Source organism: Lacihabitans lacunae (assembly GCF_042649125.1).
In the GTDB taxonomy this organism is placed as follows: Bacteria; Bacteroidota; Bacteroidia; order Cytophagales; family Spirosomataceae; genus Leadbetterella; species Leadbetterella lacunae.
Map to the genome: position 1 here is coordinate 2,015,290 of NZ_JBHRYQ010000001.1, position 20,075 is coordinate 2,035,364.

Here is a 20,075-nt window from a genome sequence, read left to right on the forward strand (position 1 = left end):
AGCCAAATTTGGCAAAGCATTAATCACTATATTTTTAAAGATTTTATTTAAATAGTCTTTTTTTTAAAAAAAATAATAAAAAAACTAGGGTTGAAATGCTCGATAATTACACGTAAGTTTATATTTGTTAGTGATTAAACCCTTGTTAGACCTCCTAATATCATAAATTAACATAAAACTAGATGAAATATAAACTAAGCAATAGCCAAGTTTCTACCACTTTGTCAGGCGACTCCGTTATTCTGAATCACAAAAAAGGTGAGTATTTTACATTAAATGAGGTTGGGAGTTTTGTTTGGGAGCAAATGCAAATGGGTCCGAAAACCAAGGAAGAACTGATTTCGGCCGTTCAATCCGAATATGAGATTTCATACGATGAATGTAAAAGCGACATTGAAAGCCTATTAAAAGACCTCACGAACGAAAACCTTGTAGAAATTGCTTAAAAAATTCTTTGGCATAAGTTATAATGAAAAAGTCACGGCCATTCGGATATTGACCAGAATGTCTTTGATTTTTTTTATGCTAAAAATCCTAAGATTTGAATATTTCAAAAAGTGGTATTCTCATTCACTCCCAAAAAACAAAAAAGCAATAGACCAAAACCTACTGATTAAGTACATTAAATCTATTGGCTCAAGACTTAATTTTACTTGTTTGCCTCAAGCACTGACGTTGAAATATTTTTTAAATAGTCAAACAGAACTGATAATAGGAGTGCAAAAACAAAACGAAAAGTTTGAAGCTCATGCGTGGGTTCAGCAGGAAAATGAGATATTAATAGGCGAATCTCCAAATGACCACTTTACCCCTATTTGGACATGGAAATGAAATACCACTTATACGGCACAAATATCACGTCCGATTTGGAACTAGACGCTCCAATGTCTAAAAATGAGTCACAGCTAAAAATTATTGAGGGAACTTTTGTAACTCCAAAGACACTCAAAACCAAGATTTACAGAGCCGATTGCAGGGCTGAAATTTATATCAATTCAGCATTTGTCATTTTACATTGGCCAGGTTTGGTGACTTTTAAAATAGATAAAAACACTATCATATATCAAAAGTTAGATTCCAGTTTAGACGAAGGACTTTTACGAATATTTATTACAAGCGAGGCATTGGGTATATATCTGTTTTTAAATGGCAGCTTCCTGCTCCATGGAAGTGCGGTTATGATAAAAAACAAAGCACATGTTTTTTTGGGAAAACCCGGTGCTGGCAAGTCAACCACAGTGGCGGCTTTTGCTAAAGCGGGATTTGAAATCATGGCAGATGACATGGTGGTAATAAAACTAAATGCCCAAAACCAACCAGAAGTACATTGGGGAGGAAACAGCATTAAAATTTGGGATAAAACCGCCGAAGGCTTAGAAATAGATATAAAAAAACTGCCGCCAGCTTGGGAAGGAAAAAACAAGTTTATTTTTGAAACAAAAAAACATTCAACTTTTGATCCGAAAGCACTTAAAAGTATTGTAGTGTTAAACGCTCCGAATACTCGAAAAAACTTGGGGAACTTGCCGCTTATTATGAGCCCTACTTTGCTTTTGCAATATTTCCCACTTGCACACCAGTTACTTAAAGATGAAAACCTCAAACGGCATTTCGAAACAAGCATTTTCATTGCCCAAAATTGTATAATTTCACAGATAAAAAGACCCAAAAATTTCAATAAGCTAGAGCAATACATTAAAACATTTTTATGAAAAAAATAATATTTCTGATTTTAATTTCATTTTCCTCTTTTGCTCAAAAAGACAAAAATGAGCTTACGGAAACAATAAATACTTTTTTTGAGGGATTAAATAAAAAAGACACAAGCCTGTTATCACGCGTTATTCATGAAGACTGTAGCCTAAATACGGTGCTAATAAAAGCAGACAATAACTCAGAACTTAAGAAAGAAGAAATAGCTAATTTCTTAAAATCCATAGGATCTATACCGGCTGGCATGAAAATAGAAGAACGAATACTGAGCATAGAACTAATGCAAGACGAAGCCTTGGCAAGTGCTTGGGTTCCGTACGAATTTTATGTAAATGACAAATTTTCGCATAAAGGCACCAACCTAATAACATTAGTAAAAACAAACGATTTCTGGAAAATAACCGCAATAATAGACACTCGAAAAAAATGAAGAAACTTTTTATTTTCGCAGCCATACTTTTAGCAAGTATCAGTTGCAAACAAGAACCAAAAGAAAATGCCAAACTGTCGGACTTATTTGACCGATATTATGAAGAAAAACTATCTTTTTTCCCTTTAGAAGCTACTTCGCAAGGTGACAATAGATTTAACGATCAGCTTCCGATTGATATTAGCACAGATTTTAGAAATAAAATAAGTGGATTTTATTCAAAATACTTAGGTGAACTTGATGAAATAGACCCAAAAACACTATCCGAAGAAGAACAGGTATATTACAACACCTTGAGGTTTGAACTAAATTCGCAATTAGAAGGACTAACTTTCCCTACTAACTTAATTCCTTTTAACCAATTTTGGGGTTTGCCGCTTACTATTGCTCAGTTAGGAAGTGGAGCCTCATCTCAGCCATTTAAAACTACCAAAGACTACGAAGACTGGCTCGTTAGGATTGACAAATTTACAGTTTGGGCCGATACCGCAATTGCGAATTTTAATGCAGGAATAAAACAACAATACGTTTTGCCAACCTCTCTGATTAAAAAAATGATACCTCAGATGAACGACTTGGCTAACACATCAGTAGAGAAAAGCCTGTTTTACGGCCCAATAAATAATTTTCCTGCAGATATGGACTCGCTTACAAAAGTGACCTTAACAGAAAAATATAAATCTGCGATTACGGAGAAAATAATTCCTACTTACAAAAAACTGGGGAGCTATTTAAGCAATGTATACCTAAAAGCGGGTCGAGCATCTAGTGGCGTGGGCATGCTACCTAAAGGCCCTTCTTTTTATGCCTATTCGGCTTACAGCTGGACCACCACCACCAAAAAACCAGATGAAATTATGCAATTAGGCTTCGGTGAGGTTTCCAGAATAAAAAAAGAAATGGAAAAGGTAAAAGAGCAAGTCGGCTTCAAAGGCACACTTGAAGAGTTTTTCACCTCCCTCAAAAACGACCCTAAACTTATGCCATACAAAGAGCCTGAGGAGATATTGGAGGCATTTAGACAAATACAAAAAAAGATAGACCCGAATTTATCTAAAATGTTTAACCTTACACCAAAGACCAAGTTTGAAATAAGAAGAACAGAAGCATTTAGAGAGGCTTCGGCAAGTGCAGAGTATATGCAAGGCTCGGCAGATGGAAGCCGTCCCGGCATTTTTTATATTCCAATACCTGACGCAAAAACATTTAATGTTACCTCTGGTATGGAGTCACTGTTTCTTCACGAAGCCATCCCTGGCCATCATTATCAAATAAGCCTACAACAAGAAAACCAAAAACTACCAAAGTTTATGCGTTTTGGTGGATACGGAGCCTATGCCGAAGGCTGGGCTTTATATTGCGAGTCACTGGGTAAAGAACTTGGACTTTACACAGACCCTTTTCAGTACATGGGAGCACTCGGTGATGAAATGCACCGTGCAATCAGATTGGTGGTAGACGTAGGTATACACGCCAAAGGTTGGACCAGAGAAGAGGCACTAAAATATATGATGGAAAATGAGGCTATTTCAGAACAAGGAGCAACCGCCGAAATAGAGCGATACATGGCATTGCCTGGCCAGGCACTTTCATATAAAATAGGAGCTATAAAAATAAGGGAACTTAGAAATAGATACACGAAACAAATGGGCGACAAGTTTAATTTGGCTGAATTTCATGACCAAATACTAAAAAACGGATGTCTGCCACTTAGTGTGTTAGAAGAAACAATGGATATTTGGGCTGGCACAAAAGGAACAGTTCAATAAATAAAGATGAAGATGAACATTCGGGAAGTGCAAGTTGGAGATTTGGAAACAGTGAAAGTTATGATTGAAGAACTGGAAGAGTTAAAGTTTGACTCTTTAGTTTTCGAAAAATACTTCATTTCAAATTTAAACGACCCGAATGTTCATTATTATATAGTTGAAAATCAAAATCAAAGCTTAGGGTTTCTAGGAATGCGGGTATTTTATCCTTTACATCATTGCGAGCCCTTACTTGAAATTACGGAGCTAATCGTGATGCCTGGTTTTAGAAATCAGAAAATTGGGGAATTGTTAATAAAGTTTGCAGTTGGTTTTAGTAAAACCCACAATTGTAGCCAAATAGAGCTTAGCTCTAACTTAAAACGTACAAAAGCCCATGCATTTTACATTAGAAATGGTTTTACAAAAGGGCATTTTAAATTCAGTAAAAGACTATAATTTAAACACTACCCTAAAGGCATATTTTTTAATACCTATTATAGGTTATAAGGTATTTAATTCCTTATATTTACTATGTATTCCATAAAGAATTATTTTTTTCTAAAATAAAAATAGCCGCTTAGGAAAAATTAATATACTACCAAAAAGCATTAAAAGGTTTCAAATTGATGAAACCCGTTTTTTTTATTTCATTCATAAAAAAATAATGAACAGGTATTATAGCACCCTAGACAGCCCTTCCAGAAAAGTTCTAAAATTAGCCTTTTTGCTAGTTTCCTTAGAAATTATCTTTTTATCCTTTTCTCAATTTAAAATAAGCTACCTGATTAGGGCTACTACATTCTTTTGCTTTTCATTACTACTTTCAAGGCTAAATAGCCTACCCAAAAGTGCTCGAATATTATTTTCTATTTCTTATTTACCATTGGTAGTGGGTCCATTACTACTATATTTTTTTTCAAGTAAAAATGCATACAACAACATCCAACTAAGCACAAACGGACTAAACTTATTATTCCAAACGGTAGGCTTAATTTTGATAAACAAAAAGTTTAAACCTGTTACAAAATTCAACCTGAAGGTATTAAACCAATATTTGTTATTTATTTCTTTGCCTATTATTTATTTCATCACAAACTTCTTGTTTATACTACCCGCTAAACAACTGACCGTAATAGTAATAATGCATACTATTTTTATCATTTGGACCATAAATTTATTAAAGCTAAACTACTTGCAAGTAAGTAACAATTTGATTTGTTTAACCTTATTTTTCTTGTTCTTTACCTACCTATTTGGTTCACAACACATATTTTCAGATGACTTTAAATTTGTATTACCAATGGTAAGGACCGCTCACTTTTGTTTTGACTTTTTATTTTTTTATACCATAGCCGAACTCAATAGCCTTAGCACAAACATTCTCACAAAAAAGTGAATTCAGCTTTTATTAAATCATTACTTTTTAATGACTTTTACCGAATAGTTTCCTACTTCAGTATTAATATTTAACAAATACACACCAGTCGATATATCTTTTAAAATCATTTGGTTTGTTAATGTTTCGATTAGTGCCTTCCCGTTTTGATCAAAAAGCACAGCCTTTATTAATTTCTCATTATTTGGTATTTCAAAAAACAGTTTCTCTTCCGTAGGGTTTGGCCAAACATTGACTTGAGGACCATTTTCCGGCTCATTAGCTAAGGCCGTAACACCAATTAAATTTGAAAAATCACTCAAGCAGCCATCTGCAGTTACATTTCTAACCGAATACGAACCAACAAAATCTTTCTTAAAAGTAGGATTAGTAGTTTGACCACCAATTGGGCTATTGTTGATATAAAACTGATACAGAGTACCTCCTGAAGCCGTAACAGTGGTGCCATTATCTACCAAACTTGGCTTTGGCGGAACTATACAAAAAGAAACCTGAGCACTTGACTCTGAATATTGTGAATTACCTAATTGGATTACCTGAATGGTAACTTTCCCTGGCGTATTTCCCAGTTTTATGGTAGTTCCGTTTATAGTCGCATCGCCTGATTTTACCACATAATTTAAGGCTAATTTAGAAGTTGTGGTTGCAACTATATTAAAACTTGCTCCGGGCTGTTTGTCTGTAATTGAGTTTACAGTTATTACTTGTTCTACTTTACTAGGCAATGCTCGGGTTCCTGCTGCAAACCAAACTGCCCATTTGGCATCAGTAAATAAAGTAACCGGAGTTCCAGAAACTGTAATTTTATCGGAGGCCATTGTAGCCGCTTTCACTATAAATGTATTTCCGTCTTTGGCATTAAAGGCCAAAAGTTTATCTGATTTATTAAAATCCGGATATCCAATCTCATTATTCTCAGCCACTACTTTAATATTGTCTGTACTTTTACCAAAGTTTATAGCCAAGACATAAAATTGATCGTCAGTAGAACTAAAATAATCAAATGCATAAATATTAGAATTGGTCTTTGCTAATGCAGGATTTCCGATATTGTCGCCTTCGTCTAAATTGGTAAACATTTTTTCGATACTACCAGTACCAAAGTCTTTTTTGCCTGCATCCCATGCTTTAAGAATACCCACATCCCAGAATTCGATATTTGAAAACAAACTTTTGGCACTATTAAAGGCATCGTAAACTATATATTCGCCCGTGTAGTCCCACTCAAAAGAGTCGGCATACTGCACCTCGCCCGTGCTAACACCGGTAGAGTATGTTGGGTTAAATAATTTAAACTTCGCATTCTTTCCATTCTCAAGATTAAAAACATACACGTTATTATCAATTTGACTTGACAAGGCCGCCAGTCTTTTCCCATCTTTCGAAATAGCCGCATTTCTCCATGAAGGAGAATCAGTAAGTTTAACCGGATTTCCTCCTTTAACAAGGTCTACTCTATAAATATGTTTGTCGTTACCAACAAAATACACGAAACTGCCATCATCTGTAACGCTTGGCTTATTTAAACATCCCAAAGCGTTTGTGATTTTTGCATAATTGGCATTATTTGTAAATGGCCCTGAATATAAACTTTGATCCACATTTCTAGGGTCAAAAACCACCAATGATTCTGTACCTGGATTTACAGGCAAAGTATTCTCATTGGTATTGTCTGTGGGAGCCGTGGTTCCACCTGTGTTTCCATTTGTATTACTCGGATCTAAAATACCTACGGCATCGAAAGCGGCCTTTGCAGCAGCAAACTCCTGTCCTTCTCCATACAGATCTTTGGCAGATTGTACCACAGCAAGTCGTAGGTCTACAAACTTAGACGTACGCGTTAGGTAGTTAGTCAAAACCCTATAATATACCTTTTCGGCTTTGTCTTTGTTCATGCCAGCAGCAGTGGCAAATCTATAAAAAGCATAGTTGGGTATACCACTATTGATATGCACACCTCCGTTGTCTTCGCTCGGTGTATCTCTTAAATATTCATATTGAGCCATGGTTTTAGGTTGATAACCCGGGTCATTTTTGCCACCTTGGTTTGGATTTTCTAGTGATCGCAATGCCCCCGAAGGAAACACATTTGATTTCACAACATCCTCGCCAAGTGTCCAATCGTCGCGGTCAATTAATGCCCCAAAAATATCTGCAAAAGATTCATTTAAAGCTCCTGACTGATTCCGATATTCTAGTTTTGCAGTATTCTCAACCACTCCGTGTGTCATTTCATGGCCAGCCACATCTAATGCTCCAGCCAAGGGCTTAAAGCCATCGCGACCATTTCCATAGCCCATAAACTGCCCATTCCAATAGGCATTGTCCATACCCTTACCATCTTCATCCGCAATATTTATCACAGAAATAATGTTTCCGCCTGAGGCATTGAGTGAGTTTCTGTTAAACTTGCTCAAATAATAGTCGTAACAAACAGAGGCATTTGTATGAGCAGATACCGCAGTAGGGCTCCAGGAGATACCATTTGAAGAAGTTATCTGCGAAAGTTGCATATTATCATCGCTAATTTTTGAGTTAGAAGCGTCGATTGTCCAAATAGCTCCCACGGGTTTATTAGGCAAAGAAGATTGCGTAGCTGCATACATTTTTTTTGTAGGGTCTACCATAAAGTAGTTTTGCCCACTTTGCACAATATTAAAAGTTTGATTTATTCCATTTAAATCTTTCGCTGTGGTTTTAAAAGTACCGTCTAAAGTACACGTATGATTATATTTTGAAAGCACTTTCCCACTTTTGGCATCTATCATATATACCCATCTTTCTAAAATATTAGGTTTCACAAAAACTTCGTAAACAAGCGTTGGTTTCTGATTTTCTATTAAAATCTTTAGCTCTGCTTTATCGGCTTCCATTTCAAGAAAACTATTGACCATACCTTTTTTTTGTACGATTGTTATCTTCTTTAAATCATTAATAGCATAGACAATAGCCTTATTTTTAGAAAACATAGGTTCTACATTAAGCTTAGGTGTTTTAAATATTTTTCCACTTAAAATCTCTAAGTTTCCTTGTTTATTGGTATGTAATATGGCCTCACCTCCATATATGGGTAGCCCTTTATAAGCTTGATTTATTCTTATGTGGGTAATTCCATCCGCATCGGTATTTTCAGCAACAAGTCTAAATTCATCTTGCGGTTTTCCGATTTTCAAATCAGCCTTTATACTTTCTAAAAAATCGACTCTTTGCTGACTTATATTTACTTTCGCATTTTTTATGTTTTTTGAAAAGCTCGGATAGCTCACAAAGATTACCGAACCGTCTTCCGGGTCTCTGATCACATTTTTCGTATTAACAACTGGAAGCGTTTTGCTAAATTTCGGACTTAAAACGGCTTCTCCTCTTCCATCGATACTTAAAAACTCACCCACAGGTTTTGTGCCAGATGAAGTCCTTTTCTTTTCTTTAAAACTATTTTGAGCAAATAATAAAGAAGTATTTAAAATGTAAAAGGTGAAGAATATATATTTTTTCATAATTTTCAATTTAAATTGAATTTTCTAAAATTATAGTATTTTTTATTATTTTTATATTTCCAATAAAATAAATAGAGATTGTGAGCTTTACAAAAATAACATATTTGTATTTGAGAGAATACATCAACTTCGATATTTATCAAATAGTCTACAAATTAGAGGAACAAATAGTGGTATTTTTCACATAAAAGTCAAATTATAGTATATTTGCATACCTTCAAATACAAAGATTTTGAATTCAAAAACTCCAATTATAATTATATGACTTTAATTCACGACGTAGGTCTCGGCACAAATCAAAAAGCATTAAAAATAAACTTAGATAGCAAAATCTATGGGACATTTGCAGAAATAGGTGCTGGACAAGATGTGGCGGCGGCTTTCTTTAAGTCTGGTGGGGCTTCAGGTACAATAGCGAAGTCGATGTCAGCCTACGATATGAAGTTTTCGGATGCCATTTATGGTCCTGTAAAAGACGGCCGATATGTATGCGAAGAGCGATTAATAAGCATGCTTGACCACGAATACAATCTTTTGATTGAAAGACTGGATGAACAGCGAGGCTCAGATACGCAGTTTTTTTCTTTCTCAAATACCGTAGTAGCACTAAACTACCACAAAACCAACCAACCGCATGGCTGGATCGGATGCAGATTTCAACTGGAACCCCAAGGCAAGTTTCACGACATCGTGATTCACGTCAGAATGTTAGATAACGACACCCTAATGCAGCAGCAGGCATTGGGAATAATAGGAGTTAACCTAATCTACGGCTGTTTTTATTACCACAAAAACCCTGAAATTTTATTAGAGTCGCTAAGAGATAACCTTTCAAAAGATAGGATTCAAATAGATATGATCCGGTTTGATGGGCCCGAGTTCAAGGATGTTGACAGTAGGCTGATGTCACTAAGATTGGTAAAAAATGGTTTTTGCGACTTGGCACTTTTTGGGCCAGATGGCAAAATCTTACAACCATCGGATTCTTTATACAAAAAACACATATTTGTACTTAGAGGTAGATTCCGCCCGATCATCAATGTGCATCTGGACATGCTCGAAAACGGCGTAAAACAGTTTATTCAAGAACCAGATGTAGACGAGTCGAAATTGGTGGTAGTTTCTGAACTTACTCTTCAGTCTCTGCAAGAAGGTGCCGAAGACCGAATCGACGAAAAAGACTTTTTGGACCGGGTAGACATACTTTGCTCGCTGGGCCAAACCGTTATGATCACCAATTATGTAGAGTATTATAAATTGGTGGCATATCTTTCAAAAATCACTCGCTTAAAAATAGGCCTTGTGATTGGTTACCCTAACCTAGAGTATATTTTTGAAGAAGAAAACTACAAAAATCTTCCAGGTGAAATTTTAGAGTCATTTGCAACGTTATTTAGCAGGAAAGTCAAACTGTTTGTGTATCCTACCATGCGAAATAACTTAATTATGAATTGCATGAAGTTTTCACCACCTGCACATTTGAATGATTTATATAGATTTTTAATAACTAACAATAAAATCGAAGATATATATCATTACAACAAATCAAACCTTAGCATACAAACCGACAATATGCTAGGCTTGATACAAAAAGGAGAAAGTGGATGGGAAGAAAACGTACCAAAAGAAGTGGTAACCATGATTCAAGACCGCTGCTTATTTGGCTTTCCGTGTGTAGTTATTCCTAAAAAAACCGAAAAGAATGCATAAAAACTTAATAAAAACACTTGTTTTTTTAATATTCATAACCTTTAATTCAATAGCTCAAAATCACCCTGTACGAATAGAACTTCCGACTCAGCCTAAATGGAATTATATACCAGAAGGCAAACTTTTTTCATTTAACTGTGCCTCACCTGTAGACACCCTAGACAATGAAGTGAAGTATAGCATTCAGCAAGGCAAACAGCCAGGCATGAGTTTAGATAGCACGGGGCTTTTTAAATGGACACCAGGTTATCACTTAGTAGATAGAATCGAAGAAGAACGAATTTTTCAAATAATTTTAGAAAGGATTTCGGGAGAAGGTCAAAAAACCACAAAAAACGTAGACTTGCACGTATTGCATGTAAATAGACCTCCGATTCTAAACGATCTGCGACCTTTCTATTTGAAATATAATACCACTAATACCTATAACATTAGTGCCGAAGAAGCCTACGACGAAGACAATGACCCCATAGCATTTATACCTACATTGGAGACACTGCCAGAAGGCCTAACCATGAGTACCAAAGGTGAAATAAAATGGTCGCCTTCGTATAATCAATTTAAGGCCATCAAAGATAAGCCTACTTATATTGAGTTTTTTGTACAAGACCAACCCTCCAAAGCTCAAACTAAAGGTAGGATAAAGCTGGAAGTAACGCAAATGGACCTGCCACCGCAGATAACCATCATACCTAAAAATGAGTATCTGAGAATAAAAGAAAATGAAAATGTCAATATAAGATTCTACCTATCAGACCCAAATGGCGATGAAGATATCGAAGTTTTTGATTTTCTAACTAATCAACCCGGATTAGATAAAGCCTCTTTGGTAAAAAACACAAACAATCAGTACGAGTTTATCTGGATGCCGGGGTATGATTTTGTGCAAGACCCAAAAGATTCCGTAAACTTTGAAATTGACTTTTTTGTATTAGACAAAACTCAAAAAAGAGAGGTAAAAAGAATGCAATTTTCGGTAAAAAACACCATAAACGAAGCCGAAACTGACAAAAAACTATATAGCCTTTATTTTGGTACTTTAACGCGTTCTTGGGAATTATTAGAACAACTAAAAGAAAAAGAAGAAGAGCTAAAAAAAGCATATAATAAAGCCAGAAAAGGAAAGAAAAACAGATCTGTGATAAATGCATCGTTGGGAGCTACCACTGGTTTGTCTTCTATATTTACTAAAAAAACACCCGATACCCAGCGTTTAATATCAACAGTGGGCGGCACTACTGTTTTAACAATCGGAACATTAGAAGCCACTGAAGTAATCGGTAGGTCTATGAAAGACCTAATAGACAGACTCAACTATGTGATAGAAAAGAAAAATGAATTACAAACCAAAGGCGACATATTTGCGAGGGATTTTTCATTGAAATCGGCAAGAAGAAATCAAGACTTTATTAGAAAAGTAGATGATTTTATGGCAACAATGAACCTAAAAGGGCTAGTTGCATTGGAATTAAATGCTACTTGGGAGGCCAAACACAAAGCCACAGAAGCAAACATTAAAAAGTCATTTAAAGATTTCAATCCTTGGTAAAACTACAGTAATATAACTACTGCCACTTATATAGCTTCTCAATGGGTAGTTCTTCAAACCAAAATGCGTATTTTATTGATTCTAAATCGATTAAATACGCATTTATTTTTAAGCTAAAAACCAACCCTACCGCTTAACTATTTTATGATAAAAAATAGCAAAAAAAGCTTGCTTCAAATTACATAATTAACTACCTTCAATTATGCGAATCACCAAAAGGTTCGTTAAAATAAATTAGTGTTTCACTTAAAAAAGAATCGCAAATATGAAGATCCAAGTTAATGCAGTGCACTTCAGTGCCGACAACTCTCTAAAGTCATTTATTGAAAGAAAATTAAATAAATTAGAAACATTTTACGACCGAATAATCGGAGGAGAAGTATTCCTCAAATTAGATAAAGGAGACAAACTTAACACACATAAAAAACAAATAGAAGTAAAGCTAAACGTACCCGGCAATACTATATTTGTAAAAGAAACCGCCGACACATTTGAAGAGGCAACAGACATCGCACTGGATACATTAACCAGAAAAGTTAAACAGTTTAAACAAAAAACAAATAGCGTAAGTAGAGAAAAACCAGAGATAGCATTGATAGAGGAAATAGAATAAAAAAAAGCCCTGAGAAATCAGGGCTTTTTTGTTTTAAACATATATTCTTTTAAATAGAATGGCTCGAACGTCACTAAATCTTCAAACTCTCCATTTTTATATTTTTCATACAATATCTTACCTGAAAACTTAGCATTAGGACTTATATTTTCACCATAAAATACGGCATTAGAATGTGTAAGTGTAGTTTTACATTTAGCAGAACCTTCGCCGAAAAATACAATTTTATTTCGAGCTAAAATATCAGCAAAACTTTCAGCATCAATAATATTTGCTGACACTTCTTCCACTACTTCGAAATTGTCCTTTTGGTAAATTCCCGAAAAAACCTCCATCCGACGTGCATCTATCATTGGGCATAACAAATAAGAGTCTAAAGGTAAATCAGCAACTTGATGCAACATCCCTTCTAATGTACCAAAAGAAAGCAATGGCTTGCCTAGGCCTACACAAAGCCCCTTAGCTGTGGAAACTGCTATACGCAAGCCAGTGTATGAACCCGGGCCTTTTGCCACCCCTATGGCATCTAACTGAGCAAACTCCACTTTAGAGATTTGCAAAACATGCTTAATCATATTAGTCAGAGACTCGGCAGAAGACCGCTCCACATTAGACTCAAAAGACGCTAGTAAAGAATCATTTTCAAAAACCGCAACCGAACACCCCTGAGTAGAGGCATCTATAGAAAGTACAATCATTACTTACCAGCTAAAATAGATTTATATTTATTCATGTCTTTAAATAATAGCAAGGCTTGTTGTACTTCCTCATCTTTTTCGAAAGAAACAAACTTCATTGCTTTTTGGTAATAAAACCTACTCAATATCTCAAGTTCAAGCTGTTCCTTTATTTCACTTCTATACTTGACCGTAAGTTTACTAGCTGATGCATCTGCAATTTTATTTAACTCTGCTATTTTGCCTTTCATAGCCTCATACTCACCTTCTTTTTTGGAAACCTTCTCAAGTTCTTCTACGGCCTTTTGATTTCCGGTTTTGTATTTATTGGGCTGAGAATTGTACCAGGCATCAAATTCATTCATATCAGCATTCGATAGCGAAAAGTTTTGCTCAGGTTTTTTATCAATGTGCGTAAAATAATATTTGGTGGCGAAATCAAACAAAACCTTTTTACTGATAAGAAATTTAGTAAAATCAGACATCTCGGCACCTTTGGTTTTAATATCTGGGTCTACTCCACCACCGTCTAATACCAAACGACCATTTTTAGTTTTAAAAACACTTCTTAATGAATCAGGAAGTTTAGAAACCGACCCATCAGCACCTCGATGCCCGTAATCTACAGCTTGAATACATCTGCCCGAAGGAATATAATATTTAGAAGTAGTAATTTTCATTTTAGTATTAAAACTCAAATCGCGGGTAACCTGCACAAGGCCTTTACCAAACGAACGCTGCCCGACCAGCACACCCCTGTCGTAGTCTTGAAGGGTACCGCTTACTATCTCAGAGGCAGAAGCACTCTTGCCGTTTATTAGCACTATCACAGGCATTTCAGTATCAAGTGGATTTGCATTGGTTCCGTATTTCTTGTTCCACTCTTTTACTTTACCTTTGGTTTCTACCACTACCACACCTTTAGGAATAAAGAAATTACAGATTTCCACCGCTTGGTTTAATAGCCCACCCGGATTCCCTCGCAAGTCAAGTATAAGTTTTTTCATTCCCTTATCTTTCATTTCGAGTGTAGCGGACTTAATGTCCTTTGCTGCGGTAGCACTAAATTCCGAAAGATACACATAGCCAACTTCATCGTTTATCATTCCAAAGTGAGGCACATCTGAAGTTTTGACCACTCCCCTTGCAAGCGAAAAGTCAAGTATTTTTTTCTCTCCAAATCTCTTTACTTGTACTTTTACTGATGAACCCGTTTGGCCTTTTAACAACCTCCCAAACTCAGCATCGTTTTTGTCTGTAACATCTACATTGTTTATTTTTAAAATATCATCGCCAATCTTAATCCCCGCTTTATCAGCAGGCGAACCTTCAATTAGCATCACCACAGTGTGCTTTCCTTCAAAAAACTCCACAGTGGCTCCTATACCGTTATAAGTACCGGTATTCATAGTGAAATAGTCTTCTATATCATCTTCTGCGTAAAAAACTGTGTAAGGGTCTAATTCCTTCAGCATAGCCACAATACTCGTCTTCATGGCTTTTGTAGGATTTATCTCATCTACGTAATATGCATTTAGTTCCTTATACATGGTAGAAAAAACATCCAGATTTTTGGCTATTTCAAATAGTCTGTCCTCGACTTTATACGCCGAAAAAGCTAAACTAGCCACCAAAAAACCTACAATTATTCCTACTTTATTTTTCTTAAACATATAATTTTAATTCAATTGAGCTATTTACAGAAAACGACAAAAAAGGCAGATAGTTATTTAAACTCATATAAAATATCTGCTTTGAAATAGTTTTACCAAAATTCAGACCATTAGTGAAATTTGAATTAACTACTTTTGTGATTATTACACAAAGTAGTAGCAATCAATGAAAATACCAAAAAACAATATAGGAACTAATATTTTTATCACGGTAATTTTGAGTTTAATCCAATTACCGATTATCCATTTTGCCACAATCGTATACGTGCCGTTGTTTTTTATGCTAGTTTTTGCTTTTTTCTATGGTCTTTTGGAGCCAAAATGGGGCTGGGTGCTATCGTTTTTGCAGGTCATCATTCTGATTTCAGGCTATTGGGTCATAAATAAAATGGGATTTGAAGCTGCAAATAAGGATTACGCCATTTTTGCTACACATGTAAGTATTTTCCCCTCATTTGTTGCGGCGTTTTTCGGCAGCTTTATTTATCGGCTTTAAGTCGAGCCAATACTTTTATCATTGCTTTTTCTAAATCAGTAAATGGCAGAATTTCCTTGGCAACATAGATAAATGCGATGGCAGTAGATTGCTTGACCTCTACTTTGTTAAGACGATAAGTTTCTTTTATCCTTCGTTTAATCAAATTTCTATCTACTGCTCTTTTGAAGCGTTTTTTTGACACCGAAATAAGAACTTCAGGAAACAAACCCTTAATAGCTTCTGCGTCTTTGGTTTGGATAATCACTTTATATGGGAATACCAAAAAATCAATCTTGGCCTTACTGGTCCTGTCAAACAGACTGTCAATAGTTTGCTTGCTGCAAATCCGCTCGAGCTTACCGAAAGATTGGTCCATTTAAAAATATTGATTTGACTTGATTACAATTTCACTAAAATACAAATAAACTAGATTAAAATGAAACCAAAAAAGCCGCACCAAAAGGGCGGCTTCCATATAAGTATCAAAGCTGTCTTTTAAATAAGACTGTGCTTATTTGTGAGTTTTCTCATCAGATACTGTAAGCTTCCATCTGCCTCTAGCACGACGGGCTTTCAATACTCTGCGACCACCTGGAGTTGAGCTTCTCTCACGAAATCCATGTTTGTTGGCACGCTTTCTATTTGATGGTTGGAATGTACGTTTCATCTCTTTTTTATATTAATTTTGTCCTCGATTCGAAATAGGACTGCAAAGGTACAATATTTTTTAAAATAAAAAAACTTCCTACTAATGATTAAGTATTTTTTTTCATTTGACTCTTCAAAGCACATCGCTGAGGTGCAAATAATCTTTCCTTCAAACACTAAAAACTCACTTGAAATCAACCTTCCGGCATGGAGACCAGGCAGATACCAACTGCAAAACTTCGCAAAAAACATATTAAATTTTGAGGCATTTGACGGTAGCAACAATCCATTAGAGTGGAGAAAAACTAGCAGAAACGTATGGAAAGTAGAAAATGAGTCACAAAGGGAAGTAACTGTAAAGTATAAATACTACTCCACCGAACTAAACGCAGGAGGGAGTTTCGTAGATCAATACTTAAATTATATAAATCCAGTAAACGCTTGCATGTTTTTACCCGAATTGATGGACTCGCCTATTCAATTGCAAATTTCGAAAACCGAAAGTGACAAAATTGCAAGTGGACTTACCGTAAATGAAGACAAAGACAAATTTATCATAGACATAAAAGACACATACGAACTTTTTGACAACCCTTTTATAGTGAGTCCATACTTAGAAAGACTTGAATTCAGAGTTCAAAATGTTGATTTTTCATTTTGGATACATGGGAGAATAGACATAGACACCAAGCAACTCATAGCAGATTTAACAAAAATAGCAGATTATCAAATCACTTTGTTTGGTGAATTTCCTGAAAAGAACTACCACTTTATGCTAATTGTGCCTGAGCACACCTATTACCACGGCGTAGAACACGCTAACTCTACAATGATGGTTTTGGGAGAAAATGGTGTTTTGCCTAATAATTATTATAACGATTTATTGGGATTGGCTTCGCATGAGCTTTTCCATGCTTGGAATATCGCTAAAATAAGACCTGTGGAACTCACTCCGTACGATTTCACAAAAGAAAACTATTTTGAGACCTGTTTTGTGGCGGAAGGATTCACAACATATTATGGAGACAAGGTATTATTTGAAAGCGGAGCTATTGACCAAAAGCAATACATAAAAGAACTAGAAACCACTTATAGAAGACATTTTGAAGAAGCTAACGAAACCTCGCAATCAATTTTAGAGACTTCATTTGACCTTTGGGTTGATGGCTATGAAAAAGGAACACCTGGCAAAAAAGCTTCGGTTTATAGCAAAGGAGCGGTAGTGGCCCAGATTTTAGATTTAATTATTAAGAAAAACACAAATCAAGAAAAATCACTCGATAATGTAATGCGAATCTTATGGGATAAATTTGGAAAAACAGGAATTGGGTATAGCTACCAAGACGTGAAAGCAATTTGCGAAGACGTAAATGGAGATTCTCTTGAAGAATATTTCAATATTTGCATAGAATCTGGGGGTTCAATATTTGAGCTTTTAGCTTCATTATTAACTGAAAAAGGAGTATCATTGCAATTTACAGCTTCGAGAAGTGTGCAACTATCTATCCAAACACCAAATCATTAAGCACATAAAACACTGATAAACAACCAATAAAGACTCTAACACAATAGTCCAACTACATCTATTTGTAGATAGCCTTGGTATTTTATAGATTTTTTTTTAGTATCTTTGCACCCGAAAGATATAGTGATCGCTAAATCGCGTAAATATTATTTAGAGTTTTTTTATGAGCAAATTGCGTATTTTGTACATCTCCAGCGAAATCGACCCCTTCTTAGAAATTTCAGAAATTGCATCTTTACTTCGTAAGCTTCCGCAAGAAATGCAGGAAAGAGGTATGGAAATAAGAATATTGGTTCCAAGGTTTGGATTAATAAATGAAAGAAAAAATAGACTTCATGAAGTTGTAAGATTATCTGGAATAAACATAACTATAGGAGAAGAGGAAAAGCCATTGATTATCAAAGTTGCCTCTATTCCTTCAGCAAAGCTCCAAGTATACTTTTTAGATAACGAAGATTATTTCCAAAGAAAGACAGTTTTTACTGACAAAAAAGGAAAATTCTACGATGATAATGACGAACGTGCAATTTTCTTTTGCAAGGGTGCGTTAGAAACAGTGAAGAAATTGGGCTGGGCACCAGATGTAGTGCATTGCACAGATTGGATGACATCACTTATACCATTGTATCTTAAAACAACATATAAAAACGATCCGATTTTTAAAGATACCAAAACCATTTTTACGGTTTACAACAATGTATTTGAGCATACTTTTACAAAAGACATGCTACCAAAGGTGAAAATGATGGATATCAGCGACGAAAACCTAGCAAACTTGAGATCTCAAGATTTCTTAGGCTTTATCAAAATCGGCTGTCAATATGCAGATGTAGTGGTTACGGCCAATCCTTCGCTTAGTGACATCGTTAAGGGAGCTATAGAAGAGTCTACAGGAAAGAAAATAGATTCTTACATTGACGATGAAAATTCGCTAGAAACATTTTATAACTTATACACAGAGTTGGCAGATTAATTCTTTTTATGAAAAAAACTTTTTTAAATGTACAGATATTAACGCTTGCGTTATTGTCTGTATTTTTTTTGGCTTGCGAAAACCCTACAGAAATTGGGTACGATTTTGATGGTACTTCTTCTGGAAAAGCCTATTTCTCAGACACCTTAACTTTAGGTGCTTCTACTATTTTGTCAGACTCAATTGTAAATGGCAAAGCCAACTATTTGATGGCCGGAATTACTGAAGATCCAATTTTAGGAAAAATAAAGACAACTGCGTTTTTCCAACCGAGTTTGGTACCTGGAGCAGATGGTGTAACACCTCTCCCATTTAAAGTATTGCCAACCGCTATTGCTGATTCGGTTGAACTTAGGTTAATTAATTTTGGGCTAATTTTTGGAGATACTGTTCAGCGTCAGACTTTTTATATCCATAGACTTAACAGTTCTATGAATTATTCAAAAAACTACAATGGAGACGAAGGACTGGGTTATGAAAGCACCCCATTAACTCGTTTTATAATAAATTCTAGGTCTTTCAAAAACGATACTTCAAATGCTCCACAAGCATTTTACGTAAAGTTACCAAAAGCTTTGGCGGAGGAATTGATAAAAATAGACACCACCACTGGTAAAACAAAAGAAGCATTTAACAATAAATTCAGAGGATTTGCGATAGTGCCAGACAATAATTCCAAAGGTATTTACACGTTTAACACGGGATTATTAAATTCCGCCACTTCCACTTTTATTACCTATTGGCATTATCCCGGAGAAACCGAGGTGTACAACTACCAGTTTGACCTAAATGGCCCTCGTCATACACAAGTCATTTCAGACAGATCAGCAACGGCTTTGTCTAAGCTAACCAAAACTAACAAAGAAGTAAAAGCAAGCCTTACGAGTTCTAAAACTTACGTACAGGGTGGCACAGGCATTGGCACAAAAGTAGATTTCAGTAATGTAACATCTTATGGTTCTGGCATAAATGTAAGTAAAGCCACACTTTCATTAAAATTAGACCAAACGACATTAAATGTCTTACACCCACAAGTGTTCAATTTTGTGGTTTCAGAATTAGACGCAAATAATAATCAAGTAAGAAACAGCAGTAATAACCTCACGTACTTGACTCCATTGAGCACAAGTGCTGAAGGCTCAATAGCATCTGTAGATACTACCCAAACTATTTATATAGATGTCACCAACTTCATTCAAAAATTAATAAGTAAAAAAACTATATATAAAAGTCTTTTGATTTCGCCGGCAGCAGTTACAGCTTCGGGTGGAGGAATCTTATCAAATGACCAAATAAGAAGAGCGGTATTTTTAAAGCCCAAGCTCGAAATATACTACGCTAAATAAGTTTTTGAGTAATTTTATTCAATTAAGAGCCAGATTCAAACGTCTGGCTCTTTTTTTGTCCCTACCTTTTTTATTAAATTTATTTAAAATATCATT

At 35.4% G+C, this 20,075-nt stretch carries 18 protein-coding genes; 13 read left to right on the forward strand and 5 right to left on the reverse strand.

Features of this window, described 5'->3' with window-relative positions:
• Positions 1 to 182 precede the first annotated feature (182 nt).
• From ACFOOI_RS08755 to ACFOOI_RS08780, 6 genes are read left to right on the forward strand one after another with little or no spacing between them, the layout of a single operon-like run.
• Entirely contained in the window at positions 183 to 446 is a 264-nt protein-coding gene (locus ACFOOI_RS08755; protein WP_379837123.1) for a PqqD family protein, read from the forward strand.
• Positions 439 to 831: a lasso peptide biosynthesis B2 protein gene (locus tag ACFOOI_RS08760; RefSeq protein WP_379837125.1), complete on the forward strand. Its 393-nt coding sequence runs from the start codon at positions 439 to 441 to the stop codon at positions 829 to 831. Before ACFOOI_RS08755 ends, ACFOOI_RS08760 begins: the two co-directional genes overlap by 8 nt.
• A complete protein-coding gene (locus tag ACFOOI_RS08765; protein WP_379837127.1) occupies positions 828 to 1,712 on the forward strand; it encodes a hypothetical protein in 885 nt (294 codons plus the stop codon). The genes ACFOOI_RS08760 and ACFOOI_RS08765 overlap by 4 nt, the downstream gene beginning before the upstream one ends.
• Positions 1,709 to 2,143 (forward strand): nuclear transport factor 2 family protein, encoded by a 435-nt coding sequence (locus tag ACFOOI_RS08770; RefSeq protein ID WP_379837129.1) that lies wholly within the window; start codon positions 1,709 to 1,711, stop codon positions 2,141 to 2,143. Before ACFOOI_RS08765 ends, ACFOOI_RS08770 begins: the two co-directional genes overlap by 4 nt.
• Complete coding sequence (locus ACFOOI_RS08775) at positions 2,140 to 3,912, forward strand: DUF885 domain-containing protein (RefSeq protein ID WP_379837131.1); 1,773 nt, start codon at positions 2,140 to 2,142, stop codon at positions 3,910 to 3,912. Before ACFOOI_RS08770 ends, ACFOOI_RS08775 begins: the two co-directional genes overlap by 4 nt.
• A 12-nt stretch (positions 3,913 to 3,924) precedes the next feature.
• A complete protein-coding gene (locus ACFOOI_RS08780) occupies positions 3,925 to 4,350 on the forward strand; it encodes a GNAT family N-acetyltransferase (RefSeq protein ID WP_379837133.1) in 426 nt (141 codons plus the stop codon).
• 960 nt (positions 4,351 to 5,310) lie between these two features.
• On the opposite strand, the gene ACFOOI_RS08785 is transcribed toward ACFOOI_RS08780, so the two are convergent.
• On the reverse strand, positions 5,311 to 8,787 hold the full coding sequence (locus ACFOOI_RS08785; RefSeq protein ID WP_379837135.1) for a M4 family metallopeptidase: 3,477 nt from the start codon (positions 8,785 to 8,787) through the stop codon (positions 5,311 to 5,313).
• A 261-nt stretch (positions 8,788 to 9,048) separates the two neighbouring features.
• Here ACFOOI_RS08785 and ACFOOI_RS08790 point away from each other — a divergent pair, with 261 nt between their 5' ends.
• From ACFOOI_RS08790 to hpf, 3 genes are all read left to right on the forward strand, one after another.
• Positions 9,049 to 10,497, forward strand: coding sequence for a TonB-dependent receptor (locus ACFOOI_RS08790; protein ID WP_379837137.1), 1,449 nt, complete (start codon positions 9,049 to 9,051; stop codon positions 10,495 to 10,497).
• Positions 10,490 to 12,046 carry an Ig domain-containing protein gene (locus ACFOOI_RS08795; RefSeq protein ID WP_379837139.1) on the forward strand — a complete coding sequence of 519 codons (1,557 nt, stop codon included), beginning with the start codon at positions 10,490 to 10,492 and terminating at the stop codon, positions 12,044 to 12,046. Before ACFOOI_RS08790 ends, ACFOOI_RS08795 begins: the two co-directional genes overlap by 8 nt.
• 265 nt (positions 12,047 to 12,311) lie before the next feature.
• Positions 12,312 to 12,659: a ribosome hibernation-promoting factor, HPF/YfiA family gene (hpf, locus tag ACFOOI_RS08800; RefSeq protein ID WP_379837141.1), complete on the forward strand. Its 348-nt coding sequence runs from the start codon at positions 12,312 to 12,314 to the stop codon at positions 12,657 to 12,659.
• 17 nt (positions 12,660 to 12,676) lie between these two features.
• Here the strand turns inward: hpf and tsaB are convergent, their stop codons facing one another.
• Positions 12,677 to 13,357: a tRNA (adenosine(37)-N6)-threonylcarbamoyltransferase complex dimerization subunit type 1 TsaB gene (tsaB, locus tag ACFOOI_RS08805; protein WP_379837143.1), complete on the reverse strand. Its 681-nt coding sequence runs from the start codon at positions 13,355 to 13,357 to the stop codon at positions 12,677 to 12,679.
• Positions 13,357 to 15,009, reverse strand: coding sequence for a S41 family peptidase (locus tag ACFOOI_RS08810; RefSeq protein WP_379837145.1), 1,653 nt, complete (start codon positions 15,007 to 15,009; stop codon positions 13,357 to 13,359). Before ACFOOI_RS08810 ends, tsaB begins: the two co-directional genes overlap by 1 nt.
• Before the next feature lie 166 nt (positions 15,010 to 15,175).
• On the opposite strand from ACFOOI_RS08810, the gene ACFOOI_RS08815 reads away from it, so the two are divergent.
• Entirely contained in the window at positions 15,176 to 15,505 is a 330-nt protein-coding gene (locus ACFOOI_RS08815) for a hypothetical protein (RefSeq protein ID WP_379837147.1), read from the forward strand.
• On the opposite strand, the gene rnpA is transcribed toward ACFOOI_RS08815, so the two are convergent.
• Positions 15,489 to 15,863 carry a ribonuclease P protein component gene (rnpA, locus tag ACFOOI_RS08820; RefSeq protein ID WP_379837149.1) on the reverse strand — a complete coding sequence of 125 codons (375 nt, stop codon included), beginning with the start codon at positions 15,861 to 15,863 and terminating at the stop codon, positions 15,489 to 15,491. The genes ACFOOI_RS08815 and rnpA overlap by 17 nt on opposite strands.
• A 135-nt stretch (positions 15,864 to 15,998) precedes the next feature.
• Positions 15,999 to 16,154 (reverse strand): 50S ribosomal protein L34, encoded by a 156-nt coding sequence (gene rpmH, locus ACFOOI_RS08825; protein WP_379837151.1) that lies wholly within the window; start codon positions 16,152 to 16,154, stop codon positions 15,999 to 16,001.
• 84 nt (positions 16,155 to 16,238) lie between these two features.
• Here rpmH and ACFOOI_RS08830 point away from each other — a divergent pair, with 84 nt between their 5' ends.
• The 3 genes from ACFOOI_RS08830 (at position 16,239) to ACFOOI_RS08840 (ending at position 19,979) form a co-directional block, all read left to right on the forward strand.
• Positions 16,239 to 17,660, forward strand: coding sequence for a M61 family metallopeptidase (locus tag ACFOOI_RS08830; RefSeq protein ID WP_379837153.1), 1,422 nt, complete (start codon positions 16,239 to 16,241; stop codon positions 17,658 to 17,660).
• Between the two features lie 163 nt (positions 17,661 to 17,823).
• Positions 17,824 to 18,633 carry a glycogen/starch synthase gene (locus tag ACFOOI_RS08835; RefSeq protein ID WP_379837155.1) on the forward strand — a complete coding sequence of 270 codons (810 nt, stop codon included), beginning with the start codon at positions 17,824 to 17,826 and terminating at the stop codon, positions 18,631 to 18,633.
• Between the two features lie 8 nt (positions 18,634 to 18,641).
• Positions 18,642 to 19,979, forward strand: coding sequence for a hypothetical protein (locus tag ACFOOI_RS08840; RefSeq protein WP_379837157.1), 1,338 nt, complete (start codon positions 18,642 to 18,644; stop codon positions 19,977 to 19,979).
• The last annotated feature ends 96 nt before the right edge of the window (positions 19,980 to 20,075 follow it).

Coding starts and splice junctions, on each gene's coding strand:
- ACFOOI_RS08755 (WP_379837123.1), top strand. CDS start 183: ATGAAATATAAACTAAGCAATAGCCAAGTTTCTACCACTTTGTCAGGC.
- ACFOOI_RS08765 (WP_379837127.1), top strand. CDS start 828: ATGAAATACCACTTATACGGCACAAATATCACGTCCGATTTGGAACTA.
- ACFOOI_RS08770 (WP_379837129.1), top strand. CDS start 1,709: ATGAAAAAAATAATATTTCTGATTTTAATTTCATTTTCCTCTTTTGCT.
- ACFOOI_RS08775 (WP_379837131.1), top strand. CDS start 2,140: ATGAAGAAACTTTTTATTTTCGCAGCCATACTTTTAGCAAGTATCAGT.
- ACFOOI_RS08780 (WP_379837133.1), top strand. CDS start 3,925: ATGAACATTCGGGAAGTGCAAGTTGGAGATTTGGAAACAGTGAAAGTT.
- ACFOOI_RS08785 (WP_379837135.1), bottom strand. CDS start 8,787: ATGAAAAAATATATATTCTTCACCTTTTACATTTTAAATACTTCTTTA.
- ACFOOI_RS08790 (WP_379837137.1), top strand. CDS start 9,049: ATGACTTTAATTCACGACGTAGGTCTCGGCACAAATCAAAAAGCATTA.
- ACFOOI_RS08795 (WP_379837139.1), top strand. CDS start 10,490: ATGCATAAAAACTTAATAAAAACACTTGTTTTTTTAATATTCATAACC.
- hpf (WP_379837141.1), top strand. CDS start 12,312: ATGAAGATCCAAGTTAATGCAGTGCACTTCAGTGCCGACAACTCTCTA.
- tsaB (WP_379837143.1), bottom strand. CDS start 13,357: ATGATTGTACTTTCTATAGATGCCTCTACTCAGGGGTGTTCGGTTGCG.
- ACFOOI_RS08810 (WP_379837145.1), bottom strand. CDS start 15,009: ATGTTTAAGAAAAATAAAGTAGGAATAATTGTAGGTTTTTTGGTGGCT.
- ACFOOI_RS08815 (WP_379837147.1), top strand. CDS start 15,176: ATGAAAATACCAAAAAACAATATAGGAACTAATATTTTTATCACGGTA.
- rnpA (WP_379837149.1), bottom strand. CDS start 15,863: ATGGACCAATCTTTCGGTAAGCTCGAGCGGATTTGCAGCAAGCAAACT.
- rpmH (WP_379837151.1), bottom strand. CDS start 16,154: ATGAAACGTACATTCCAACCATCAAATAGAAAGCGTGCCAACAAACAT.
- ACFOOI_RS08830 (WP_379837153.1), top strand. CDS start 16,239: ATGATTAAGTATTTTTTTTCATTTGACTCTTCAAAGCACATCGCTGAG.
- ACFOOI_RS08835 (WP_379837155.1), top strand. CDS start 17,824: ATGAGCAAATTGCGTATTTTGTACATCTCCAGCGAAATCGACCCCTTC.
- ACFOOI_RS08840 (WP_379837157.1), top strand. CDS start 18,642: ATGAAAAAAACTTTTTTAAATGTACAGATATTAACGCTTGCGTTATTG.